A 22,228-nucleotide genomic window follows, 5' to 3' on the forward strand; every position below is an offset into this window, starting at 1 on the left:
CGGACAAAGGACAGCCCATGAGTACAGCGACCGAAGAAGCCACCACCACCGAGGCAGGCGAACAGTCGCCGCGCACCGTGTCCCTCCGACTGTCGACCGTGCTGGCCACCGCCACGATCGGCGTCCTCGTCGCCGCGGTCGTCACCTTCGCGGCGCTGTACTTCTCGGCCGAGGCGACGATCGCCGACCGGGACGCACGCGACGCCGACGCCCGGCACGTCGAACAGATCGCGTCGGACTACGGGGTCGGCGCGTCCACTATCGACTACCGCGACGTGCAGGCGTGGTTCACCCGGTTGCGGACCGGCACTACCCCGCAACTCGCCGCGAAATTCGACGCCACCGCACCGCAATTGGAGCAGATCCTGCTCCCACTGCAGTGGACGTCGAAGGCGACGCCGCTCTCGGCGACCGTGACCTCGGAAAGCGGTGGCATCTACAAGGTCAACGCCTACCTCGACGTGGTCTCCACCAGCGCCCAGACGCCAGAGGGCACCCGGACCACCGTCACCTATTCGCTCACCGTCGATCGCAATGCCGACTGGCAGATCACCGAGGTGGGTGGCCTGCAGAACGCGCTGCCGACCAAATAGCCGACTCAGTAGGCGATGAAGAGGATCTCGTCGGGGGTGTAGTCGTGTCCGGGGTGGTTCTCGGCCAGGTGCGCCTGGGTCTGCTTGATCAGGTCGTCTTCGTCGGTGCCCCGAATGCTGACGCCGCAGGGGCAGTTCAGTCGAGTCTTCATCGGTGATCTCCTTTGGTTCCGACTATCCGAGCAGGTTTCCGGACAGTAGTCCGGATTGTATTCCAGTTCGTATGTTAGCGTGGCCCGCATGGGAGCTGTAGACGAAATCTCCGCCGGTACCAGCGACCTGTTCGCACTCGCCGAACAGACCATCGGATTCATGCCGCCGGACGAGGGACACGCACTCTACGCTGCCGCTCGCGCGTACGCGGGCGACGGAACCATCATGGAGATCGGCACCTACTGCGGCAAGTCGACGGTCTATCTGGGCGCCGCCGCCCGCGAAACCGGCGCTGCTGTTTTCACCGTCGACCACCACCGTGGTTCCGAGGAACACCAGCCGGGCTGGGAGTACCACGACACCACGCTGGTCGACCCGGAGACCGGCGTCTTCGACACCGTGACCACGTTCCGGCGCACCATGATTCGCGCGGGCCTCACCGACACGGTGACCGCGATCATCGGCTCTTCCACCGCCGCCGCACACATCTGGCGGGTCCCGCTGCGCATGCTGTTCATCGACGGCGGCCACACCGAGGAAGCCGCCCAGCGCGACTACGACAACTGGGTGCACTGGGTGGCAGGCGGCGGGCTGCTCGCCATCCACGATGTCTTCCCCGACCCCGCCGATGGTGGCCGCGCACCGTTCAACATCTACCGCCGCGCACTCGACAGCGGCAAGTTCACCGAGCTCTCGGTCACCGGTTCGCTGCGCATCCTGCAGCGCACCGCCGCGTGCGGCTGAGCCCCACCGCCGCGTGCGGGTGAGCCACACCATCGCGTCCGGGTGCGGAGCACCGCTGTCTGCGGCTGAGGCGACTCAGCGGGGGAGCGCGTCGCGGAAGATGCCATTGCCCGCGGTGGTGCGGGTGAGGGCGTCGGCGGCGAGCACGACGGCCGCCGCGGTCCAGGTGGTGCGTTCTTCCGGCCAGCGCTTGCCGTCGGTGAAAACCAGTCCGGTCCAATAGGAACCGTCGAGTTCGCGCAGATGCTGCATATTGCCGAACAGCGTGGTGGCGGCCGCGGTGTCGCCGATGGCGTCCAGCGCGAGCACCAGTTCACAGGTCTCGGCGCCGGTGACCCACGGTGCGTCGGAGACGCAGCGGATACCGAGGTCGGCGACCACGAATTCGTCCCAGCGCCGAGCTATCAGCTCCGTGGCCGCCGCGCCGCGCACCGCACCGCCGAGGACGGGGTAGTACCAGTCCATGGAGTAGCGGCTCTTGTCCAGGAAGGCTTCCGGATGGTGGCGCAGCGCGTTGCCGAGCCGGTCGCGGGCCGCCGCCCAGTCCGGGCGTGGATCGCCCACCCGCTCGGCGAGCGTCACCGCGCAGCCGAGGCTGTGGAAGATGCTGGAACAGCCGGTCAGCAGCGCTTCCCCGGAGGACCCGGATTCGTTTGCCGACCAGTGGATCTCGCCGTTGACACCCAGTTGGAGGCCGAGGACGAAGTCGATGCCCGCGCGGACCGTCGGCCACAGCTCGGCGGCGAAGCCGGTATCGCCGGTGATCGAAAGGGCGTGCAGGACACCGGTGGCCAGGTAGGCGCAGAAGTTGGTGTCCGCGTCGTGGTTCTCGATTGCGCCCCGGCGCAGCTGCATCGGCCACGAGCCGTCGTCGCGCTGCGACTTCGCCGACCAGATGTAGGCCTCGCGGGCCTCGTCCCACAGGCCTGCCACGGTCAGTGCCATCGCGGACTCGATGTGGTCCCACGGATCGGTGTGCCCGCCGGTGAACCACGGGATCGCGCCATCGGGTTCCTGTGCGGCGGCGATGGATTCGGCGGTCAGCCGAATGTCACGCGCGGAGACGACCCCGGGAACAGCCGGTAGCTCAACGGGCATCGCCGCGCACCGCCGGCTTCGTGAAGTAGAGCGCGACGGACTTGCCGACCAACGGGTTCAACACGCGTTCGGCCGTGCGCGTCACCGCGGGCGCCGACATCATGTCCCACACCAGCATGCGGTGATAGGCACTCACCAGCGGGTGCTTGTCATTGCGCACGCCGACAGCGCATTTCAGCCACCAGAAGGGTGCGTGCAGTGCGTGGGCGAAGTCCTGGTGGTGGTAGCGCAGACCGCGTGCGGTGATCTTGTCGCGCAGCTCGTCGGCGCGATAGATGCGGACGTGACCGCCCTCGTTGGCGTGGTACTCGTCCGAGAGCGCCCAGCAGATACGTTCGGGTAGCCAGCGCGGCACCGTGACCGCCAACGCGCCACCGGGTTTGACCACCCGCGCCAGTTCGGCGATCGCCTGTGTGTCCTGCGGGACGTGTTCGAGAATCTCCGAGGCGATGACCACGTCGAATTCGTCGTTGCCGTAGGGCAGATCGAGCGCGTCGCCGCGCACGGTCTCGGCCTTGGCGTATTCCGGCGCCTCGCCCGCCGCCGCCATGGCCTCGAACATGACGTCGACGTCGGCCAGGTCGGCGGCGTTCTGGTCGAAGGCGACGACGTCGGCTCCGCGGCGGTAGGCCTCGAAGGCGTGTCTGCCCGCGCCGCAGCCGATGTCGATCACCCGTGACCCGGGGCCGACGCCCAAGCGGTCGAAATCGACGGTCAACATGGGGCCTCCTGGCAAGGATCGGAAGGGGTCGTCATCGGGCGGTGCCCGGCGGGGTGGAGCAGCGGCGGGCGATCGCCTGGTCATAGATCGCGACCGTCTGCGCGGCGACGGCCGACCAGCTGAACAGCTCGAGAACGCGAACACGGCCCGCCGCGCCCATGCTCTCGCGTCGGCCGGGGTCGTCGAGCAGTTCGCCGAGCACCCGGGTCAGCGCGTCCACGTCGCCCGGCTCGACCAGCTCGGCGCACTCGCCGACGACCTCGGGCAGCGCGCCTGCCCGGCTGGCGACCAGCGGTGTCCCGCTGGCCATCGCCTCGACGGCGGGCAGCGAAAACCCTTCGTACATCGAGGGAATGCAGGCGATCTCGGCCGAGGCGAGCAGCTCGGCCAACTGCTCGTCGCTCACTCCGCTGACCGGGGTGACGATATCGGCGATGCCGAGTTCGGCGATCAGCTTCTCGGTGGGGCCGTTCGGCTCCAGCTTCGCGACGAGCCGGAGCTCGACATCGCAGGTATGCCGCAGCCGCGCAACCGCTTTCAGCAGGTGCGCGATGCCCTTGAGCGGTTTGTCGGCGCTGGCGACCGCGACGATCCGCCCACGCACCCGCGGTGTCTCGCGCGGCCGGAACAGTTCGGTGTCCACGCCGAGGGGAACGGTACGCAACTGTCCCGGCGTCACTCCGAAGTCCGCCGCGATATCCGCGGCCGAAGAAGACGACACCGTGATGAGGTCCGGAATCCGCTGTGCGACTCGCTGTTGCATGCCGAGAAAGCCGTACCAGCGCCGCACGAACAGCTTGCGCCGCCACGGCGTCGCGGCCAGATCGACCGCGCGGTCGCGCGTGATCGGATGGTGGACCGTCGCCACCAGCGGCAGCTGCTCGGCGATGTCGAGCAGGCCGTAGCCGAGGCACTGATTATCGTGCACCACATCGAAATCCCCTGCGCGCGAAGCCAACAGCTTGGCCGCGCGCAGGCTGAACGTGCGCGGTTCGGGGAACCCGGCCGTCCACATGGTGGCGAGCTCGAGCAAGTCGACGCGATCGCGGATCTCGCGGGGATGTGGTGTGCGAAAGGGATCTTCGTCGCGGTAGAGGTCCAGACTCGGTACCTCGGTGAGCCGCACCCGCGGATCGAGATCCTCGGGATAGGGCTGGCCCGAGAACACCTCGACCTCGTGGCCGAGCTCGACGAGCCCCTGACTCAGATACCGGACATATACACCCTGCCCGCCACAGTGCGGCTTGCTCCGGTAGGACAACAGCGCGATCCGCATCAGTCCCGTGCTCCTGACTCGTAGCTGACCTGCCAGTGTTTGATCCCGTTGATCCACCCCGACCGTAGCCGCTGTGGCTGCGACACCTCGGACAGGTCGGGCAGCACATCGGCGATGGCGTTGAAGATCAGATCGATTTCGAGCCGGGCCAGGTTGGCCCCGACACAGAAGTGCGTGCCGGTGCCGCCGAAGGCCAGGTGCGGATTGGGGTCGCGCAGGATGTCGAAGCTGAACGGGCGTTCGAAGGCATCCTCATCGAAATTGGCCGAGCTGTAGAACAATCCGAGGCGCTCACCCGCACGGATGCGTTGTCCGCCGAGCTCCGTGTCGGCGGTCGCGGTGCGCTGGAACACCGTCACCGGGGTCGCCCAGCGCACGATCTCGTCGGTCGCGGTGCGGGGGCGCTGCTGTTTGAAGAGCTCCCACTGTTCCGGATTGTCGATGAACGCCTTCATTCCGTGGGTGATCGCATTGCGGGTGGTCTCGTTGCCCGCCACCGCGAGCAGGATCACGAAGAACCCGAACTCGTCGGAGCCCAGCGCCTCCCCGTCGAGATCGGCGTGCACCAGCGTGCTGACGATGTCGTCGGCCGGTTCGGTACGCCGCTGTTCGGCCATGTTCCAGGCGTAGCCGAGGATCTCCATCGCCGCGGTCGAGGAGGCGTCGGTAGTGGTGGCGTCGCCGTATTCCGGGTCGTCGTAGTTGAGCATCTGGTTCGACCAGTCGAACAGCTTGCGGCGGTCCTGCTGGGGGACGCCGACGAGTTCGGCAATGGCTTGCAGCGGAAGTTCGCTCGCCACCTGCTCGACGAAATCGCCGCCGCCCGCCGCCCGTGCCGCGTGCACGATCGCGGTGGCCCGTTCGGCCAACGCCGCGCGCAACCCCTCGACTGCGCGCGGCGTGAACCCTTTGGAGATGATCCGCCGGATCTTGGTGTGCTTGGGCGGATCCATGTTCAACAACAGGGCGCCGGTGAGTTCGATCTGCTCGGGTGTCACCTCGCCGGGTAGGCGGATGACCGAACCCTTCTGCTGGGAAGAGAACAGCTCAGGATTGCGCGAGATCTCCTTGATGTCAGCATGTGTGGAGATCACCCAGTAGCCGCCATCGCGGAAGCCACCCGACTGCGCGTCGGTCTGGGCGTTCCACCAGACCGGGGCGGTCCGGCGCAACTGGGCGAATTCCTGGACGGGGTTACGGGATTCCCACAGTGCCGGATCGGTGAAATCGAATCCGCTGGGGAGCGACGACGCTGTCACAGTGACCTCCGCCCGCGCTCAGCGCTGCCTGCGGCGGTAACGCACGCGGCAGGGTTGCTCGAGCTGCACCACCATCTTCGAATGATCGTTGCGGTAGGTGTCGGACGGCTGCGCGAGTTCGAACTCCCAGTCCCGCAGCAGAATCGAGAAGATCGCCTTGAGCTGCATGAGCGCGAACGGAGCTCCGACGCAGCGATGCTTGCCCGCGCCGAACGGAATCCAGTTCCAGCGGTTGAGGATGTCCTCCTGGCGCGGATCGAGGTAGCGGCCGGGATCGAAGGCGTCCGGGTCGGGGAAGTCCTCCGGAATCCGGTTGGAGACGGCGGGCGTGGCCGCGACCATGTCGCCCGGCGCGATCTGATGTCCGCACACCTCGAACTCCGCGCGCGCCACCCGCATGAGCACGATCAGTGGCGGATGCAACCGCAGCGTCTCTTTGAGCGAGGCCTCCAGATTCGGAATCTGGCGCAGCGCATGGTGGCTGACGTCGGCGCCGTCCGCGTAGAGCTCGTCGAGCTCGGTGACGACACCTGCCATCGTCTCGGGGTGACGCAGCAGCTCGATGATCGTCCAGGCCGCGGTGCCCGAGGTGGTGTGATGACCTGCGAACATCATCGAGATGAAGATGCCGGTGATCTCGCTGGCCGAGAACCGCAGCGCCCCGTTCTCGTCCTTCACCGAGATGAGGACATCGAGCATGTCGCGGTCTTCTTTGCCCGCGGGCGGATTCGCCTCCCGTTGATCCATGATCGCCTGCACCAGCTCGACCAGGGCGACCCGAGCGGCGTCGCGGCGGGCGAAGCTCTCGATCGGCGCGTACGGATCGACGTAGGCCAGGGCGTCGGTGCCCTGTTCGAGCTCGTGATAGAGGTGCGCGAAGCGCCCGTCGAGCTGATTGCGGAACTTCACCCCGATCAGACAGGCCGATGAGGTGTAGATGGTCAGCTCGGCGAAGAACTCGAGCAGGTCGATCTCGCCCTCGTCGTCCCACTGGGCGACCATCTGATCCACTTCGTGGGCGATGGTGCCCGCGTGCCCGCGCATATGGTCCGCGCGCAGCGCCGAATTGTGCAGCATCTCTTTGCGGCGCTCGGGTGGTGCGTCGAAGACGACGCCCTCGCCGAAGATCGGCTTCATGAACGGATAGGCCGCGCCCTGGTCGAGATCCTCGTCGCCGGCGCGGAAGAAGAATTCATTGGCCTCGGCGCCGGAAAGCAGGACGACGTCGCGTCCCGCGAGTTCGAAGGTACCGACATCGCCGCACTCGGCGCGAACACGCCGCATCAGTGCGATCGGATCGGTGCGGAACTCGGCCAGGTGCCCGTGTTCGTCTTCGCCTCCGGATACGCGCTGCGGTTTGACCAGCGTCATTGGAAAGTCCTTCCCGGAATAATGTCCAGACACTATATGGACATGTGTCTGGACAGTACTACGGTTTCCTGATGCGCAACAGGGTTCAGTCCGAATCCAGTGGTCGAGCGCGCTAGTCGGTGGTGGGCTCGACCATCAACCGGCGCGCGCACATTTCGAGCAGATCGGCGACCTGTGCGTACGACAGCAGGCCCATGCCACCCTGGAGGAGCGCGCCGGCGTACAGCAGTTCGAGGGCGGCCAGGCGTTCGGGATCTTTCGTGCCGAGAGCTTCGCCGAGTCGATGGCGGATCTGCATGCCGATGCGCACCCGCAGGTGCTGTACGTCGGGATCGTCGCCGAGCAGCGCGCTGCTGACCGCGCCCGCCAACGCGGGTTCGTCGGCCACCAGCATCGAGACCTGGCGCAGGACGGCGACCACGCGGGTGGTCGCGTCGGCATCGCCAACCTCCAGTGGGGGCATGGCGACCAGTCGTCGCCAGAACACCTCGGAGATCAGGTGCTCCTTGGAGGAGAAGTACGTGTAGGCGGTGGCCGTTCCGACACCTGCCGACGCGGCGACGAGCCGAATCGTCGTCCCCGAGTAGCCCTCTCGCGACAGCACCTCGACGGCGGCGACCGTCAGGCGGTCCACGGTATCGGCCTGCTTTTCGGTCAAGCGTCGTCGAGTTGCTTCGATGCCGGTAGGCGCGGTTTCGGACATGTGTCTGGATACTACTACAGTCGGGTGTACGGGCCAATCGGCTCGTATGGTCTTGCGTCCGATCGATAAACCGAACTATATTCCGTACACCTGTCCAGACACGTATCGGAGCCTCGCTATGAACGGCCTCGTCCCCGCCGAAGGCACACCACTGTTGATCGGCGGCAAGTTGATCCCGGGTGGCTCCGGTGTCTTCGCGACCATCAATCCCGCCACCGAGGAGGTGCTCGGATACGCCGCCGACGCCTCGGGTGCCGACATGGACGCGGCCATCGCCGCGGCGCGCACCGCCTTCGACGAGACGCAGTGGTCGCGCGATCCGGCGTTCCGCGCGCACTGCCTGCGCCAATTACGTGACGTGCTCGGCGAACACCTCGAGGAACTGCGGGCGATTACGATCGCCGAGGTCGGCGCACCGGTCATGCTGACCAGCGGACCGCAGCTGGAAGGGCCGATCGCCGATTTGTCCTTCGCCGCCGACCTGGCCGAGAATTACACCTGGGAAACCGATCTCGGCACCAGGGACCTGATGGGCATCGCCAGCCGCCGGGTGATCCGCCGCGAGGCCGTCGGTGTCGTCGGCGCGATCACGCCGTGGAACTTCCCGCACCAGATCAACCTGGCCAAGCTCGGGCCCGCACTGGCCGCGGGCAACACCGTGGTGCTCAAGCCCGCCCCCGATACTCCCTGGTGTGCCGCGATCCTCGGCCCGCTCATCGCCGAGCACACCGATTTCCCCGCGGGCGTGATCAATATCGTCACCTCCTCCGATCACGGACTCGGCGCCCAGCTGGTCCTCGATCCGCGGGTCGACATGATCACCTTCACCGGCTCGACCCAGACCGGGCGCTCGGTGATGGTCGGCGCGTCGGCCACGCTCAAGCGGACCTTCCTCGAACTGGGCGGCAAGTCCGCCGCCATCGTGCTCGACGACGCCGACATCGCCACGGCGGCCAGCTACACCGCGTTCACGGTCGCCGTGCACGCCGGCCAGGGCTGCGCACTCACCACCCGGCTGCTGGTGCCGCGCGAATCCTACGACGCGGCGGTCACCGCGGCGGCCGGTGCCCTGCGCGGGCTCGCGGCCGGTGATCCGACGAATCCCGGAACCGTCTGCGGGCCACTGATTTCCGAGCGGCAGCGGGCGCGGGTCGAACGTTATCTCCAGATCGCGCGCGACGAGGGCGGGCGCATCGAGGTCGGTGGCGGCAGGCCCGCGGACTCCGAGCGCGGGTACTTCATCGAGCCGACCCTGATCAGCGGGCTCGACAACACCGCGACCGTCGCGCAGGAGGAGATCTTCGGGCCGGTGCTCGTCGTGATCGCCCACGACGGCGACGACGACGCGATCCGGCTGGCCAACGAATCGCCCTATGGTCTGTCGGGTTCGGTCTGGGGCACCGATCCCGATCGGATCGAGCGAGTGGTCTCGGGGGTGCGGACCGGGACCCTCAGCGTCAACGGCGGGCTCTGGTACCACGCCGACGCGCCGTTCGGTGGCTACAAGCAGTCCGGCATCGGCCGTGAGATGGGCGTCGCCGGTTTCGAGGAATACCTCGAGACCAAGTTGATCGCCACCCCCGCCTGACCTCACCGACATCGACCACACCCAGGAGCTGAACACCATGGCACGTTTTACCGGTCGCACCGCGATCGTCACCGGCGCCGCGCAGGGCATCGGCGCGGTCTACGCCGCCGCGCTGGCCGCCGAAGGCGCCAATGTCGTTGTCGCCGATCTCAATGTCGAGCGCGGCGAGGAGGTGGTCAAGCAGATTGTCGCCGACGGCGGATCGGCGGCCTTCCGGCGCGTCGACGTCGCCGATCCCGACTCCGCTGCCGCACTGGCGGAATTCACCGTCGCCGAGTTCGGCGCGATCAATCACCTGGTCAACAACGCGGCCATCTACGGCGAGATGAAGCTCGACCTGCTGCTCACCGTGCCGTGGGACTACTACAAGAAGTTCATGGGCGTGAACTTCGACGGCGCGCTCAATGTGACGCGTGCGGTCTGGCAGCCGATGATCGCGGCGGGCGGCGGCTCGATCGTCAACCAGTCCTCCACCGCCGCGTGGCTGTACTCGGGGTTCTACGGGCTGGCCAAGGTCGGCATCAACGGACTCACCCAGCAGCTCGCCACCGAACTCGGTGGTTCCCGGATCAGGGTGAACGCCATCGCGCCGGGCCCGATCGACACCGAGGCCACCCAGACCGTCACGCCGGGAAACATGGTCAAGGACATGGTGAAGCGCATTCCGATCAAGCGGATGGGCACCCCGCAGGATCTGGTCGGCGCCTGCCTGTACCTGCTCTCCGACGAGGCGAGCTGGGTCACCGGCCAGATCCTCAATGTCGACGGCGGGCAGATCATCCGATGACCACCGAATCCGCGAGCGCCCCGGTCGGATTCATCGGACTGGGCAATATGGGCGCGCCGATCGCGCGACGGCTGCTGGAATGGCCGGGCGGGCTGACGGTCTGTGATGTGCGCGCCGAGGTCACCGAACCGTTCGTCGCGGCGGGCGCGCGTTCGGTCGCCGATCCGGCGCAGGTCGCGGCGCACGCGCGGATCATCTGCGTGACCGTCATCGACGACGCGCAGGTGACCGAGGTCCTCACCGGCCCGGCGGGCATTCTCAGCACCGCGGCACCGGGCACGGTCGTCGCGGTGCACTCCACCATCAGTGACCGGACCGCGCAGGAGTTGGCCACCCGCTGCGCCGAGCACGAGGTCGAATTCGTCGACGCGCCCGTCAGCGGCGGCGCGCCCGGCGCCACCCAGGGCAGGCTGGCGGTGATGGTCGGCGGCAGTGCCGAGGCGGTGGACCAGATCAGGGCGCCGTTCGGGTGCTTCGCCGACCTCATCGTGCACGCCGGTCCGGTGGGTGCGGGCACGCGAATGAAGCTGGCGCGCAACCTGCTCCACTTCATCTCGTTCACCGCCGCCACCGAGGCGCAGCGGCTCGCCGACGCCGCCGGACTCAGTCTCACCGCGCTCGGCAAGGTGGTCCGGCACTCCGACGCGGTAACCGGCGGGCCGGGCGCGATCATGCTGCGCGACACCACCGCGCCGATCGAGGAGGACGACTTCTGGTTCCCCATCCTCGGTCACGTCCGCGATCTCGGCGAGAAGGACCTGTCCCTCGCGCTCGAACTCGGTGATCGGCTCGAGGTCGACCTGCCCCTGGCACAACTCGCCTTCGCGCGCCTGGCCGAGGGGCTCGGCGTCGCCCACCCTGTGCTCGACAAGGAGACATCATGACCACCAACGGAGAAACTCCCGCCGACGTACGGCAGCGCGGCCTGGCCAAGATGAGCGAGGTCTACGGCTGGGAATTCGCCGACGGCCCCGGCGAGCATTTCGCCGTCACCGCCGACCACCTGTTCGCCGACATCTGGTCGCGTCCCGAGCTGACGGTCCGGGAGCGCCGCCTGTTGCTGATCGGTGCGCTCACCGCGCAGGGCAATCTCGACGTCGCCGAGATCCAGATCGGCGCGGCCTTGCGCAACGGTGAATTGTCCGAGGAACAGCTGCGCGAGATCGCACTGTTCCTGTGCCACTATGTCGGCTGGCCCGCGGGCACGAAGCTCGACGGCACTGTCGGCAAGGTGATCGCGCAGGAGCGGCGCAAGAAATGAGGCACTCCGAACCCGGCCGTCCGCGACCGCTGTAGCGTGCGGTCGATGGGTATGCCGAAGAATCAGCCGAAAGGGCTGAACGCGCCGATGACGACGCAGATCATCCGATACGGATCACGGATGCAAGCGTGGGTCTATCGCCGCACCAACGGCCGCGTCGGCGGCACCTGGCGGATCGGCGCCGGGTTCCGCCGCCCGGTGCCGACCCTGCTGCTCGAACATCGAGGTCGTAAGTCCGGCAAGATCTTCGCCGCGCCGCTGCTCTACCTCGTCGACGGCCAGGATCTCGTCATCGTCGGCTCCCAGGGCGGTCTCGCGAATCACCCGCAGTGGTACCTGAACCTGCGCGCGGACCCGAACGCGCACGTGCGGATCCGCGCCGAGCACTATCCGGTCCTGGCCCGCGTCGCCGAGGTCGACGAGCGGAAACGGCTGTGGCCGAAGCTGGTCGAGCTCTACGCCGATTTCGATGCCTATCAGTCGTGGACGGAGCGGGAGATCCCGGTGATGATCCTCTCCCGCACCGGCGTCTGAGCGGTCAGTCGGTCGAGAGCCGGTCGTCGTAGGCGCGGCGGGCGTCGCGGTCGACGTCGATGAAGGTGCGGTGCACGCCCAACTGCCGTGCCATGAATTCACCGACCGGGCGCGGGGTCAGCTTGTTGAAGGCGGCGAGGACGCCCGCGAGACGGGTCACCGAGACGCGTCGTCGTGGCCGGGCGATCAGTGCGGCGACCGCGGCGGCGACGTCGGCCGGGTCGGCGAGCAAGGCGCGCGGTGCGCGGGTTCCGGCGATCATCTCGGTGCGGGTGAACGTCGGGAGCACCGCCGAGAACCGCACACCGGTGCCGCGGTGCTCCAGGCGCATGGTCTCGGTGAAGCTGAGCACGGCCTGTTTGCTCGCGCAGTAGGTGGCCATCCCCGGTGTCGGGTTCTCGCCCGCCATCGAGGCCATGTTCACGATGTGGCCGCGGCCGCGGGCCAGCATCTTCGGCAGCACGAGTTTGGTGCCGAGGGCGACGCCGTAGACATTGATGTCGAGAATCCTGCGGGTGATCTCGTCGGACTCCTCGGTGAACCTCCCGACCGGCATGATGCCCGCATTATTGATCAGCACATCGATAGGGCCGCAGGTCTTTTCGACCTCGGCGAGGAACGTCGCGAACGACGCGGGGTCGGTGACGTCGAGATGCAGCGCCACCGTCGCGGCGATCTCTGTTCCGGTGCGGGTGACCGTGGTGGCGTCGATGTCGCCGATGGCAACGACCGATCCGCCTTCGACGAGCGCGCTCGCGACCGCCCGTCCGATGCCGCGGGCGCCGCCGGTGACAACGACCACCTTGCCGACGGTGGACCTGACGTCTTGTTCATCAGACATGTGTCCAGATTCTATTCTGGACATTCTTCTGAATCAACCCCCGCGGTGCGGTTGACCGAGGCATCGGAACTGGCGAGTAACATCCGGACGCATGTCTGAAAGCGATTCCATCGGCCTCGAAGCGACCCGGCGTCGATTGACCGGCAAACAGGCCGACACCGTCGATCGGCTGACCAGGGCCGCGCTGGTAGTACTGGCCCGAGATGGCTTTTCCGGCATGACGATTCGGCTGGTCGCCGCCGAGGCGGGCGTCGCCACCGCGACCGCGTACACCTACTTCTCCTCCAAGGAGCACTTGGTCGCCGAGATCTTCTGGCGTCGCCTGCTGGCCTCGCGCTCACCCGCGAGCGATGATCCCGACTCGACGGTGCGGGTACTCGCCGAGCTGCGCAACATCGCGCTGCTGGTGGCCGAAGAGCAGGAGCTGTCCGGGGCGGTCACCGGCGCACTGCTCGGTTCGGACCCGGACGTCGAGCACCTGCGTACCCGCATCGGGATCGAGATCCGCGGCCGGATCGCCCGGGCGCTCGGCCCCGACGCCGACAACGAGGTCATCGAATGGCTCGAGATCATCTACGCCGGTGCGCTGGTGCGGGCCGGGATGGGCTACGAGTCGTACTCCCAGATCGCGGACCGCATCGAGCGGGCCGCGCTGCGGATTCTGCGATCCGCCTGATGCTCACGGCTGGGGTTCGAAGCTCGCCAGCATCTGCTCCAGCGCAGCCTGATCGGGACCGACGAACGGCGCGGCATGCGGCGCCTCGGCAAGCATGTCCAGATATTCCGACGTCCGTCCTCGGGCGGGCGGAAGGTGTGTACTGAGGATCCGTCGCGGATCGAACGCACGCAATTCCGACACGGTGGCAAGGTATCTACTCTCGTCCACGACGTGCACCCACGGGCTGTCCACCGCCGCCCAGAGGTGTTGCGCCGCACGAATCTCGGTCGGCGGCGCGTAACCCACGTCGTCGGCGGTCGCGAGTTCGGCGCTCGGCATCGGGGCACCGAAACAGTCCGAGGTGAAACATGATTCGCTGCTTTCGTCGTAGAACCCGACGGTGCTCGGGTTGTCGAACAGGGGTGGGCGAAACGCGGTGAGACGTCGGTCGCCGACGTCGAGGGACTGTCCCGGATTCAGCAGATACACGCGATCCATCGGGACCGGTCGAGCGCACGACATGATGCCGACGCCGAGGAATGTCGTGACCAGCCGGGCGTTAGGTGCGGCGTCGAGCAGGTCGAACAGCGATCCGGTGTGGTCGCGATCAGGATGGGTGAGCCAGATCCATTCCACGTCGACAGGATCCACCACCGAACTCAGCGCGGCCATGAATCCACGGTCGGGAAGGCTGAGCCCGGTGTCGATGACGACGGGTTCCGTCGCGTGCAGAACGTAGGCATTGACCGGTAGATGGCCGATACCCGGAACCTCCAGTTCGTCGGCGAGAACGGTGATGTCGTGCTGGATTCGATTGATACGCATGGCGTTTTCCTCAGTCCTCGAAATCGACTCGGATGATCGAGCGCGCGATGGCAGCGAGATCGTCGGCGGTCGGGTCGTATCCGCGCGTGATCTTCAGGCCGAGCTCGAACGGGCGGGCACCGTCATCCATCGCTGCTCGGATCGCGGCGCCGACTTGCGACGGCGTGGCATCGACGAGCACGGCGCGGCCGTGGCGGATATGCCCGCGATGGGTGACGGTGACCGGTGCCCCGCCGGCCAGATTGTGGCGCCACGGTCGCTCGGTGAAGATCAGCGTCTCGTCACCGACGCGGTGCAGACAAACCGGGATCCGCAGGTTGCGGCCCGTGCGGCGGCCGGTGAATTCGACCATTCCCTGCCGCCGGATGCGGCTGCCGAGCGATCGGGTCGCCAGCACGCGCCGCACGACAGGATTGATCAGTCGCATCAATTCCGGCGGCGGCGGACTGAGGCGCACCTTCGCGGTTCCGGTATTCGTCATATATCCAGGCTAGGAATCTCCCCGCCACCGCGGCATCCCACAAACCTGGTATTTCCCCTGGTCCGACTGCGGCCTACCGTTGATCTGGTGAGCACGGATTCGATGCAACGCGCCGCCGACAAGATCGGACGGCTGTGCCGGGAGCCGCACGATCTGGTGTCGCTGTGGCAGGAGACGACGGAGGTGCTGGCCACCGTCGTCCCGCACTACTGGACGCCGTGCTGGTACACCCTCGACCCGGCGTCGCTGCTGATGACGAGCCACTTCCACCTCGGTCTCGCCGAGTTTCCGCCGCAGTGGCTGGCCGCGGAGTACGGCGAGGACCGCCACGGCATCGTCAATGTCGTCCGGTCGGTGACCGGACTGTCGACCTTGCACGAAGCCCTTGGCGGTGACCCCTCGAAAAGTGAACGCTGGCAACGCAATATGACGATGGGTGGGGACCAGGAACTGATCGCGCGCCTGCGCACCCGCTCCGGTGAGGTGTGGGGAGCGCTAGCGCTCTATCGCGAACCCGGTGCCGCGATGTTCGACTCCACCGAGAAGGAATTCGTGGCGACCGTCGCGCCGACCCTGGCCGACGGCGTACGCCGGGCCCTGCTGATCGGGCAGGCAGGCGAACCCGAATACGCGGACTCGCCCGGTCTGCTGGTGCTCAACTCGGCATGCGAGATCGAATCGGCCAGCGCCGGTGTGCAGCGCTGGATATCCGACCTGCCGGACGGCGACTGGGATCGCGAGAAGCTGCCCAGCGCCGTGGTCGCCCTCGCCGCTCGCGCGTTTCGCAACGCGGCTGACGATCGGCCCGACGAGGTGCTGGTGTCACGAGCGCTGTCCAAATCGGGAACCTGGGTGGTGTTGCACGGCGCCCGCCTGACCTCGACGGCCCACACAAGGGTCGCGGTGATCATCGAACCCGCCCACCCCAGCCGCATCTACCCGCTGCTGATGTCGGCCTACGGGCTCACCGAGCGCGAGCGCGACGTCACCCGGTTGGTGCTACAGGGCGCCTCGACCTCGCAGATCGCCCACGACATGACCGTCTCGGCACACACCGTGCAGCAGCATCTGAAGAGCATCTTCGACAAAACCGGCGTCCACAGCCGCCGCGACCTGGTCGCCAAGGTGTTCTTCACCCACTACGAACCCCGCTTCCGGGATAACGAGCACCGCGTCACCGCCACCAAGCCGGTCCGGGGTGGACCCTGGCCGACGTACTGACCGACGGCGGTGCGGCTATCGATCCGCGCACTGGATCACGGCAACGGCCCGTCCGAAGATCTTCCTGTCGTCCTGTTTGGCGGTGATCGCGACCGTCGCCGTTTTGCGGTCCGGATCGACAGCCTTCACTTTGCCGGTGTACTCGACCGTGGCTCCGCCGGTGGGGACGTAGACCGGGCTGGTCAGCCGTACCGCGTATTCGGTCACCACGCCGGGATCGCCGGCCCATGAGGTGACATATCCGGCGCCTATGCCGATCATCAGCATGCCCTGTGCGACCGGCGATTCCAGGCCTACCGATGCCGCCGCTTCGTTGTTCCAGTGAATGGGGTTCGGGTCGCCGGCCACGCCTGCGTAATTGACCAGGTCGCCGAGCCGCACGGTCACGCTTCTCGGCGGAAGTTCGTCGCCGACCGCTATCGCGCTGAACGGCAACATATTCCGGCCCAGGTCTGCGGCTGTGGCCCGACGTGGCCGAGCGGGTTGCTCGGGCGTGTGGCGTTGTCGTGGAATCGAGGTGCCATGGCGGAAGTTCTGCATCAGCAGTCCGTCGCAGATGGTCGTCGCGGCGATGTTCACCTCCGGCCTGCCGACGAAGGACGTGCGTACGGTGATGACTTCGTCGCCGTTCTGGTCGGTGACCGAACACTTGAATCCGAAGAGGTCGCCTCCGAACGCTTTTCGGAACGACTCGAATTCGACCTCGAAGCGCAAAGCGTCGCCCGCCAGGATCGGCCGGTGGACAGTGAGGCACTGGTCGGTCTGCATGATCTGGCTGAGGTCATAGCCCTGGACGACTCGATCGAACATCCCGATCTGCGCCAGAAAGGCTGGTATCGAGATGAACGTCAAGGGCGCCACGAGGCCGGCGTAACCGTAGTCGGCGGCCGCCTCCTCGGTCTGGTGCACAGGGTGACCATCCTGAACCGCACGGGCGAACTCGCGGATCTTCTCGCGCCCGACGACATAGCAGTCGCTGGTTCGATAGGACTGCCCGACCAGCGACGAGGATGTGTCTGAATCGCCGGATGAATCGAGCAACCTGGAGTCGTCTGGAGTCGGGCGCACATCCCGCAAGCTAGCTAATGATCAACTATTCGGGCGATATTTGCTGTTCCTGGAGTGTCGCAAGGATACGGGCGGCCGGCCAGCCGTCGAACCATCGTTTCCCGTCCGCGATTGTCGAGGTGAGGGCTGCTCGATCTGTTCGCGGAGGATGTCGCCGTGGCCTGCGTGGCGCGCGAACTCCTCGATCATGGCGAGCAGCGTCCATCGCATGCTGACCGTCCCTTCGCGGGGATTGTCCTTGGTCTCGTCGAGGTCGAAACGGGCGGCGATCACCCGAGCTCGCCCACTCGCACGCTCGAATTCGGCGATCACCTCGGCCAGCGACTCGTGGTCCGCGACGACAAATGTGCCCTCGTCCCGGTTCGAGTATCCGTCGCATTCGGATTCGTCGAGTCCGGCCCAGAACCGCTGGAACCAGATCCGTTCCGCCGCGGCGGCATGTTTGATCAACGAGATCGGTGTCGTCAGCGACGCGACGAGTCGTCGGCGGGCATCGACATCGGACAGGCCGCGCGCGGTCGCGATGAGTGCTTCGCGGTTGCGATCGAGCGTGTTCTCGATGATCGCTCGCTCAGCACCGGTGGTAATCGGGTTGGTAACCATAGACTTTCACTCCATTCTCTTGCTGATCGAAGTCATCGGCGAGGCTGGACAATCGGCAGGGGGCCGCTTCAGCAACTGATCTCGGGTCGGGCACCACGCGTCCAGGTACGGGGGTGAACCAGGGGAGGGGAGAACCTGATGTGCTCGTCGCGGAATGCGCGCTGAGGGACGTGACGCGGGTCGATCTACACCGCATCAAACTGGTCGATCACCGAAGACTCGATGTCGCCTGGAGCCAGTATGGCACAGGCTGATCCACCCTGGACTCCCCGCGCTTCGAAGCCGCGCAACGTCACGGAACCAAGTGGGACCCCGACGAACTCAGCACCCTCACCGACCCCACCGCATCCCGGGCGAGGCTCCTTCGGATCGGCAAAAAGGTGCATCTACCAGCCGATTAGTACCTTCGCCAACAGGTGAGGTAATCTTTTCGAGCACCCGGCGACGGGGGCAAGAACGGGCTGTGGCGCAGCTTGGTAGCGCACCTGACTGGGGGTCAGGTGGTCGCAGGTTCAAATCCTGTCAGCCCGACAGTGAAAACCCCCTCTGACCTCGGTCGGAGGGGGTTTCGCTTTTTCGGAGATTTGACGTTTTTTGGCCAATTCCCACAGAAACCCCACGTTTTTGAATCCGAACGCCTGTCCAGTGTCTCGTGGTGCCGCTCAATCGGGTCGCGGAGAGACGGTCGATGCGGTCGGTTAGGTGTGGCTGTCGCGGCTCTATCCAAGGACCGACCGCGCGCCGAGCCTTCGGCGGCTCGCTTTCCCTCCGGATGATGGAACGGACCACTGGATCGAGGGGGAGTTGCGCCACCACGGCGCGGACCTCTTCGAGGATCAGCAGTGCGTGCGACGAGCGAATCACGCCTCCCATGGTCCATTGCACTCTCTCGGGCCTAAGCCAGGCTCGGCAGAAACGATCGCTGCCCCCTGCAGCGAATCAGGCAGTTCGATGCAATCGCCAGCGGCGTATTTCCGGGCAGGCCATCCAGGAGCGGACGATGCGGAGTCCGTCGTCGCCACAGTGATAATCGTTGGGTAGATGAAGAAACATCCCAGTCCGCGGTCCAACACGCCAGTCTGGCGGAGGAGCTCACGCGACAGCCACCGTTTCACTCCGGTGTGAGGTCCTCCGCCCAGCGGCGACACTCCTCCAGTGAGAACCCTGCACGGCGTCCCGCAAGGTCAACACCTTCGCGGTCTTGGGTCAGCCACCAGAACCCTTTCCGGAAGGTCGCGAGCATCTCGTTGCCCACGGGGTGCGGTCCGACTGTGATGGCCCACCGGCGGCACTCGTCGAGAGTTGTGGCCAGGCGTCGGCCTATCGGTTCGTTACCCTCGCGGTCCGAGGTCACCCGCCACCATCCGTGATATCGGTTCGCCCACATGCCGTTTGCGAGGACGATCGGCCCAACCATGTCGACGAGTTCGGCCGCCGCCAAGGCCGCGACAACATCCGCGTCCAGCGCCGCCAACTCCCGTACTGTGCGCTCGTCGGTCACATCGACCCGTTCGCCGGTCGCGGGACGATACGACCCGCCGCGACAAGCACGTCCCACGCCGAGGCCTTCCGCGCGCATTGCCACCGCTCGCACGTCCGATGATTCTGCATCACCGTGTGCGCCTGATCGTCCGTCAGCTGCCCGGCTGGTGCGGCGTGATCGAGCACCGGCGACGGTCTGCCTTGCTGTTCGGCCTCTTGCGCCAGGCGAGCGATGATGTCCCACACCGTCGGCTGTTTCGGCACGGTCGTTGTCTGCCCCCACATGGCGGCCCTCTCTCTCAAGGGTTGGTGTGCCTCCGCCGCCGGGGGATATAGGGTCACCCGGCGGCGCGGCTGAACTCAGCGTCCGCTGATCGCCGGGACGACGGAACCTCCTACGTTTCCCACTTGAGGACGTCCCGATGGGTGTACAACGTCCCTATGTCGAACGAGCGGTTGCGCGCCGCAATAGCCGCGCGAGGATGGACACACGCGAGACTGGCCGAGGCCACGAATGTGGATCCGAAATCGGTTGAACGCTGGGTGAACCTCGGTCGAGTTCCGCGGCGGCGCACCGCAATCCAGGCTGCCGAGTGTTTAGGCGAGGATGTCCATGCCCTGTGGCCTGCCCTGCAGCAGGCGCGCACGGCGCGTGCCGTCAGCCCCGAACTCGTTGCCCTCTACGACCAGCGAGCAGATGTCTCGGCGTCGATGTTCGTCAACCTGCTCGCGCCGGCGCGAGACCACATCGACATCCTGGTCTACGCGGCGGTCTTCCTCCACGAGGCATACCCGCGGCTCAACGATCTATTGACCGAACGCGCCGAAGAGGGCTGCGCGATACGAATAGCCGTGGGCGACGCCGACAGCGCCAACGTCCAACAACGAGGCATGGAAGAGAGATTCGGTCACGGCATCGAATCGCGCTGCCGCCTGGCCTTGATGCACTACCGTGAATTGGCAGCAACGCCGGGCATCGAGCTGCGGACCCACGCAACGACGCTCTACAACAGCATCTTTCGCGCCGACGACGAAATGTATGTCAATGCCCACGTGTGGGGCGTGAACGCATACGGTGCGCCAGTATGGCATCTGCGCCGTACCGTCGACGGTGGTCTGTTCGACACATACACCGACAGTTTCAACGCGGTCTGGCAAACCGGCCGACCGGTGAAAGGCTGAGCCGATGGCGCGTACCGAGTTCTATGACGACCCAACCGCACCGGAGCCGAATAGCCTTGTGGTTGCGGCGTCCGCCGTGGTGTGCGACGACATCGGCCGAATCTTGCTCCAGCGGCGCACCGACAGCGGCCTATGGGCACTGCCTGGCGGCGGTATGGAGATGACCGACAGTCTCCCCGGCTGCGCGGTGCGGGAGGTCAAGGAAGAGACCGGACTCGACATCGAAATCACCGGGCTCGTCGGTACTTACACCGATCCGCGGCACGTGATCGCGTATAGCGATGGCGAGGTTCGGCGCCAGTTCAACGTGTGCTTCCTGGCTCGTGTCATAGGGGGTGACCTCGCCATCTCCGATGAGTCCACAGAGTTGCGGTTCGTAGCCCCCTCCGAACTGGACAGCCTCGACATCCACCACACGCAGCGACTCAGACTGACCCACTACCTCGAGGGGCGAAGCGCGCCCTATCTCGGCTGACGATTCGGCGACAGCCACGCGTCAGTGCGCCAGGTAACCGGGCGCATTGCTCACGACAGTAGAAGCCTGCGCGTGTCAGGAGCCCGACCTTGCCAGAGCGTAAATGGCCGGTGCGCGACAGTTCGTCCGGCCCTCGGACGTGACGCGCGCCCGTTCGACACATTCTCAACGTGGTCTATCGCTGTGTCCAGTGGCCGATTTCTAACCACCGATAAGTACTCCCTATTGGCGGTCAGACGAGCATACCAGTTTACGGTTCGCATCCTTGGCGGCTTGCGACTGGCCGGGGGAAAGCCTTGGACTCGCAGCTGAGCCCTTCCTATTCCCGGCAGATGCTCATCCAGGCGGGAATCTACGGGTCGGTGATACTGAGTCACCGATAGTCTGCAGCGCAGTCTTCCGCCGCTCAAGTAGTGGGCCGCCCACTGTTTCGACGATCCGGTATCGAAAGTGAGGTGAGGGGTATCGATCGATCCCGCAGCACTCTTCCATTGAGCTCAATCCGATTTCCCTCGCGTCCGGTGGCCGAACCCTGGCGGGGTTCGGCCACCGGCTCCGTCTGACAGCGATTTCGAGGAGGACCCGATGACCCGTTTTACCGACCGCCTCGCAGGCCGACCGTGCAGACCAGGAGGCCTTCGTTTTCGACGCCGACCGCGAGGTGGGCCTCGACGTCACTGCGGTACTCGCCGATGCCTGTGAACACAGCATCGACACCGCTGACATGTCCGACCGCATCGACCAAGCATGGAGCGTGCCCTGTGCGGACGACGGCATCTCATGCCTCGCCTACTGACCCGCACATCGATTTCGACCCGCACCGGCACACCGCCCACCGGTTCTGAATCCTGGCGGCCCGGCCGGGTCGATTGGTTCGACGCCAAGAAGGGTTCGGATTCCTGACTTGGACCGGGGTGGGCCCGCGGTGTTCTGCGACTACACCGCCATCGCGGCGCCCGGCTACAAGACGCTGCACGCCGGACAACGCGTGGTGTTCGCCGCGACCGACACCGGCAGCGGGCACGAAGCCCGCCGGGTCCTGACCTACGGCCAACCCTCCACTGACATCGACGCTGCCACGCGGACCCCGCTGCCGCGGAGCAGCGCACGGTCGCAGTCCTGGTCGCGCCGAACATGCTGCCGGCGAGCGCTGGCCGGCTGACCTCGATTACGAGGTGTTTCAGCCGCCTGTGGACGGATGGGCTGGCTATCGTTGATCGGCCGCCAGACGCGGTGTTAGGTGATCGAACCCGTGACGATACGAGGGGTTACCGATGGGCTCCGTTGCGTTCGACCTGTTGTGG

General features: G+C 66.3%; 26 protein-coding genes and 1 tRNA gene. 13 read left to right on the plus strand and 14 right to left on the minus strand.

Annotation, left to right across the window (positions count from 1 at the left end):
• Positions 1-17 precede the first annotated feature (17 nt).
• Entirely contained in the window at positions 18-593 is a 576-nt protein-coding gene (locus ACFXKN_RS29010) for a hypothetical protein (RefSeq protein WP_378968540.1), read from the plus strand.
• Between the two features lie 5 nt (positions 594-598).
• On the opposite strand, the gene ACFXKN_RS29015 is transcribed toward ACFXKN_RS29010, so the two are convergent.
• Positions 599-745 (minus strand): DUF1059 domain-containing protein, encoded by a 147-nt coding sequence (locus tag ACFXKN_RS29015; protein ID WP_378968549.1) that lies wholly within the window; start codon positions 743-745, stop codon positions 599-601.
• A gap of 88 nt (positions 746-833) precedes the next feature.
• On the opposite strand from ACFXKN_RS29015, the gene ACFXKN_RS29020 reads away from it, so the two are divergent.
• The gene (locus tag ACFXKN_RS29020) at positions 834-1,490 is read left to right on the plus strand and encodes a class I SAM-dependent methyltransferase (RefSeq protein WP_379434197.1); all 657 of its coding nucleotides are present in this window, start codon (positions 834-836) and stop codon (positions 1,488-1,490) included.
• A 75-nt stretch (positions 1,491-1,565) separates the two neighbouring features.
• Here the strand turns inward: ACFXKN_RS29020 and ACFXKN_RS29025 are convergent, their stop codons facing one another.
• From ACFXKN_RS29025 to ACFXKN_RS29050, 6 genes are all read right to left on the minus strand, one after another.
• Entirely contained in the window at positions 1,566-2,588 is a 1,023-nt protein-coding gene (locus tag ACFXKN_RS29025; protein WP_379434198.1) for a prenyltransferase, read from the minus strand.
• Positions 2,578-3,309 (minus strand): class I SAM-dependent methyltransferase, encoded by a 732-nt coding sequence (locus ACFXKN_RS29030; protein ID WP_379434199.1) that lies wholly within the window; start codon positions 3,307-3,309, stop codon positions 2,578-2,580. Before ACFXKN_RS29030 ends, ACFXKN_RS29025 begins: the two co-directional genes overlap by 11 nt.
• 31 nt (positions 3,310-3,340) lie before the next feature.
• Positions 3,341-4,585, minus strand: coding sequence for a glycosyltransferase family 4 protein (locus ACFXKN_RS29035; protein WP_379434200.1), 1,245 nt, complete (start codon positions 4,583-4,585; stop codon positions 3,341-3,343).
• Entirely contained in the window at positions 4,585-5,844 is a 1,260-nt protein-coding gene (locus ACFXKN_RS29040; RefSeq protein ID WP_378968618.1) for a cytochrome P450, read from the minus strand. The genes ACFXKN_RS29035 and ACFXKN_RS29040 overlap by 1 nt, the downstream gene beginning before the upstream one ends.
• Positions 5,845-5,862: 18 nt before the next feature.
• The gene (locus ACFXKN_RS29045; protein WP_379434201.1) at positions 5,863-7,215 is read right to left on the minus strand and encodes a cytochrome P450; all 1,353 of its coding nucleotides are present in this window, start codon (positions 7,213-7,215) and stop codon (positions 5,863-5,865) included.
• Positions 7,216-7,327: 112 nt separating this feature from the next.
• Positions 7,328-7,918 (minus strand): TetR family transcriptional regulator, encoded by a 591-nt coding sequence (locus ACFXKN_RS29050; protein ID WP_379434202.1) that lies wholly within the window; start codon positions 7,916-7,918, stop codon positions 7,328-7,330.
• Between the two features lie 118 nt (positions 7,919-8,036).
• Between ACFXKN_RS29050 and ACFXKN_RS29055 the strand changes: the two genes are divergently transcribed.
• From ACFXKN_RS29055 to ACFXKN_RS29075, 5 genes are read left to right on the plus strand one after another with little or no spacing between them, the layout of a single operon-like run.
• Positions 8,037-9,506 carry an aldehyde dehydrogenase gene (locus ACFXKN_RS29055; RefSeq protein WP_379434203.1) on the plus strand — a complete coding sequence of 490 codons (1,470 nt, stop codon included), beginning with the start codon at positions 8,037-8,039 and terminating at the stop codon, positions 9,504-9,506.
• Positions 9,507-9,543: 37 nt separating this feature from the next.
• Positions 9,544-10,293, plus strand: a complete 750-nt coding sequence (locus tag ACFXKN_RS29060) for an SDR family oxidoreductase (RefSeq protein WP_379434204.1) — start codon at positions 9,544-9,546, stop codon at positions 10,291-10,293.
• Positions 10,290-11,177: an NAD(P)-dependent oxidoreductase gene (locus ACFXKN_RS29065; RefSeq protein WP_379434205.1), complete on the plus strand. Its 888-nt coding sequence runs from the start codon at positions 10,290-10,292 to the stop codon at positions 11,175-11,177. Before ACFXKN_RS29060 ends, ACFXKN_RS29065 begins: the two co-directional genes overlap by 4 nt.
• Positions 11,174-11,554 (plus strand): carboxymuconolactone decarboxylase family protein, encoded by a 381-nt coding sequence (locus ACFXKN_RS29070; protein WP_378917104.1) that lies wholly within the window; start codon positions 11,174-11,176, stop codon positions 11,552-11,554. Before ACFXKN_RS29065 ends, ACFXKN_RS29070 begins: the two co-directional genes overlap by 4 nt.
• A gap of 51 nt (positions 11,555-11,605) precedes the next feature.
• Positions 11,606-12,088, plus strand: a complete 483-nt coding sequence (locus ACFXKN_RS29075) for a nitroreductase family deazaflavin-dependent oxidoreductase (protein WP_379434214.1) — start codon at positions 11,606-11,608, stop codon at positions 12,086-12,088.
• 4 nt (positions 12,089-12,092) lie between these two features.
• Here ACFXKN_RS29075 and ACFXKN_RS29080 read toward each other — a convergent pair whose 3' ends face one another.
• The gene (locus ACFXKN_RS29080; protein WP_379434206.1) at positions 12,093-12,929 is read right to left on the minus strand and encodes an SDR family oxidoreductase; all 837 of its coding nucleotides are present in this window, start codon (positions 12,927-12,929) and stop codon (positions 12,093-12,095) included.
• 91 nt (positions 12,930-13,020) lie between these two features.
• On the opposite strand from ACFXKN_RS29080, the gene ACFXKN_RS29085 reads away from it, so the two are divergent.
• Positions 13,021-13,605 (plus strand): TetR/AcrR family transcriptional regulator, encoded by a 585-nt coding sequence (locus ACFXKN_RS29085; protein ID WP_378968689.1) that lies wholly within the window; start codon positions 13,021-13,023, stop codon positions 13,603-13,605.
• A 3-nt stretch (positions 13,606-13,608) separates the two neighbouring features.
• On the opposite strand, the gene ACFXKN_RS29090 is transcribed toward ACFXKN_RS29085, so the two are convergent.
• Together ACFXKN_RS29090 and ACFXKN_RS29095 are read right to left on the minus strand one after the other, a co-directional pair.
• On the minus strand, positions 13,609-14,412 hold the full coding sequence (locus tag ACFXKN_RS29090) for an MBL fold metallo-hydrolase (protein ID WP_379434207.1): 804 nt from the start codon (positions 14,410-14,412) through the stop codon (positions 13,609-13,611).
• A 10-nt stretch (positions 14,413-14,422) separates the two neighbouring features.
• On the minus strand, positions 14,423-14,893 hold the full coding sequence (locus ACFXKN_RS29095) for a grhN (RefSeq protein ID WP_379434208.1): 471 nt from the start codon (positions 14,891-14,893) through the stop codon (positions 14,423-14,425).
• An 87-nt stretch (positions 14,894-14,980) separates the two neighbouring features.
• On the opposite strand from ACFXKN_RS29095, the gene ACFXKN_RS29100 reads away from it, so the two are divergent.
• Complete coding sequence (locus ACFXKN_RS29100) at positions 14,981-16,114, plus strand: LuxR C-terminal-related transcriptional regulator (RefSeq protein ID WP_379434209.1); 1,134 nt, start codon at positions 14,981-14,983, stop codon at positions 16,112-16,114.
• 15 nt (positions 16,115-16,129) lie between these two features.
• Here ACFXKN_RS29100 and ACFXKN_RS29105 read toward each other — a convergent pair whose 3' ends face one another.
• Complete coding sequence (locus ACFXKN_RS29105; RefSeq protein WP_379434210.1) at positions 16,130-17,182, minus strand: fused (3R)-hydroxyacyl-ACP dehydratase subunits HadA/HadB; 1,053 nt, start codon at positions 17,180-17,182, stop codon at positions 16,130-16,132.
• A gap of 21 nt (positions 17,183-17,203) precedes the next feature.
• Complete coding sequence (locus ACFXKN_RS29110; protein ID WP_379434211.1) at positions 17,204-17,785, minus strand: DinB family protein; 582 nt, start codon at positions 17,783-17,785, stop codon at positions 17,204-17,206.
• Positions 17,786-18,242: 457 nt separating this feature from the next.
• On the opposite strand from ACFXKN_RS29110, the gene ACFXKN_RS29115 reads away from it, so the two are divergent.
• Positions 18,243-18,316, plus strand: a tRNA-Pro gene (locus ACFXKN_RS29115).
• A 580-nt stretch (positions 18,317-18,896) separates the two neighbouring features.
• Here the strand turns inward: ACFXKN_RS29115 and ACFXKN_RS29120 are convergent.
• Both ACFXKN_RS29120 and ACFXKN_RS29125 read right to left on the minus strand, forming a co-directional pair.
• A complete protein-coding gene (locus ACFXKN_RS29120) occupies positions 18,897-19,286 on the minus strand; it encodes a hypothetical protein (RefSeq protein ID WP_378968730.1) in 390 nt (129 codons plus the stop codon).
• Positions 19,283-19,531 carry a hypothetical protein gene (locus tag ACFXKN_RS29125; protein WP_378968734.1) on the minus strand — a complete coding sequence of 83 codons (249 nt, stop codon included), beginning with the start codon at positions 19,529-19,531 and terminating at the stop codon, positions 19,283-19,285. The genes ACFXKN_RS29120 and ACFXKN_RS29125 overlap by 4 nt, the downstream gene beginning before the upstream one ends.
• 177 nt (positions 19,532-19,708) lie before the next feature.
• On the opposite strand from ACFXKN_RS29125, the gene ACFXKN_RS29130 reads away from it, so the two are divergent.
• The 3 genes from ACFXKN_RS29130 (at position 19,709) to ACFXKN_RS29140 (ending at position 22,086) form a co-directional block, all read left to right on the plus strand.
• Entirely contained in the window at positions 19,709-20,449 is a 741-nt protein-coding gene (locus tag ACFXKN_RS29130; RefSeq protein ID WP_378968741.1) for a helix-turn-helix domain-containing protein, read from the plus strand.
• Between the two features lie 4 nt (positions 20,450-20,453).
• Positions 20,454-20,924: an NUDIX hydrolase gene (locus ACFXKN_RS29135; RefSeq protein WP_378968747.1), complete on the plus strand. Its 471-nt coding sequence runs from the start codon at positions 20,454-20,456 to the stop codon at positions 20,922-20,924.
• 904 nt (positions 20,925-21,828) lie between these two features.
• Complete coding sequence (locus ACFXKN_RS29140) at positions 21,829-22,086, plus strand: hypothetical protein (protein ID WP_378968752.1); 258 nt, start codon at positions 21,829-21,831, stop codon at positions 22,084-22,086.
• The last annotated feature ends 142 nt before the right edge of the window (positions 22,087-22,228 follow it).

Source organism: Nocardia sp. NPDC059195, assembly GCF_042754695.1.
In the GTDB taxonomy this organism is placed as follows: domain Bacteria; phylum Actinomycetota; class Actinomycetes; order Mycobacteriales; family Mycobacteriaceae; genus Nocardia.

Coding starts and splice junctions, on each gene's coding strand:
- ACFXKN_RS29010 (WP_378968540.1), top strand. CDS start 18: ATGAGTACAGCGACCGAAGAAGCCACCACCACCGAGGCAGGCGAACAG.
- ACFXKN_RS29015 (WP_378968549.1), bottom strand. CDS start 745: ATGAAGACTCGACTGAACTGCCCCTGCGGCGTCAGCATTCGGGGCACC.
- ACFXKN_RS29020 (WP_379434197.1), top strand. CDS start 834: ATGGGAGCTGTAGACGAAATCTCCGCCGGTACCAGCGACCTGTTCGCA.
- ACFXKN_RS29025 (WP_379434198.1), bottom strand. CDS start 2,588: ATGCCCGTTGAGCTACCGGCTGTTCCCGGGGTCGTCTCCGCGCGTGAC.
- ACFXKN_RS29030 (WP_379434199.1), bottom strand. CDS start 3,309: ATGTTGACCGTCGATTTCGACCGCTTGGGCGTCGGCCCCGGGTCACGG.
- ACFXKN_RS29035 (WP_379434200.1), bottom strand. CDS start 4,585: ATGCGGATCGCGCTGTTGTCCTACCGGAGCAAGCCGCACTGTGGCGGG.
- ACFXKN_RS29045 (WP_379434201.1), bottom strand. CDS start 7,215: ATGACGCTGGTCAAACCGCAGCGCGTATCCGGAGGCGAAGACGAACAC.
- ACFXKN_RS29050 (WP_379434202.1), bottom strand. CDS start 7,918: ATGTCCGAAACCGCGCCTACCGGCATCGAAGCAACTCGACGACGCTTG.
- ACFXKN_RS29055 (WP_379434203.1), top strand. CDS start 8,037: ATGAACGGCCTCGTCCCCGCCGAAGGCACACCACTGTTGATCGGCGGC.
- ACFXKN_RS29060 (WP_379434204.1), top strand. CDS start 9,544: ATGGCACGTTTTACCGGTCGCACCGCGATCGTCACCGGCGCCGCGCAG.
- ACFXKN_RS29065 (WP_379434205.1), top strand. CDS start 10,290: ATGACCACCGAATCCGCGAGCGCCCCGGTCGGATTCATCGGACTGGGC.
- ACFXKN_RS29070 (WP_378917104.1), top strand. CDS start 11,174: ATGACCACCAACGGAGAAACTCCCGCCGACGTACGGCAGCGCGGCCTG.
- ACFXKN_RS29075 (WP_379434214.1), top strand. CDS start 11,606: ATGCCGAAGAATCAGCCGAAAGGGCTGAACGCGCCGATGACGACGCAG.
- ACFXKN_RS29080 (WP_379434206.1), bottom strand. CDS start 12,929: ATGTCTGATGAACAAGACGTCAGGTCCACCGTCGGCAAGGTGGTCGTT.
- ACFXKN_RS29085 (WP_378968689.1), top strand. CDS start 13,021: ATGTCTGAAAGCGATTCCATCGGCCTCGAAGCGACCCGGCGTCGATTG.
- ACFXKN_RS29090 (WP_379434207.1), bottom strand. CDS start 14,412: ATGCGTATCAATCGAATCCAGCACGACATCACCGTTCTCGCCGACGAA.
- ACFXKN_RS29095 (WP_379434208.1), bottom strand. CDS start 14,893: ATGACGAATACCGGAACCGCGAAGGTGCGCCTCAGTCCGCCGCCGCCG.
- ACFXKN_RS29110 (WP_379434211.1), bottom strand. CDS start 17,785: ATGGTTACCAACCCGATTACCACCGGTGCTGAGCGAGCGATCATCGAG.
- ACFXKN_RS29130 (WP_378968741.1), top strand. CDS start 19,709: ATGTCGAACGAGCGGTTGCGCGCCGCAATAGCCGCGCGAGGATGGACA.
- ACFXKN_RS29135 (WP_378968747.1), top strand. CDS start 20,454: ATGGCGCGTACCGAGTTCTATGACGACCCAACCGCACCGGAGCCGAAT.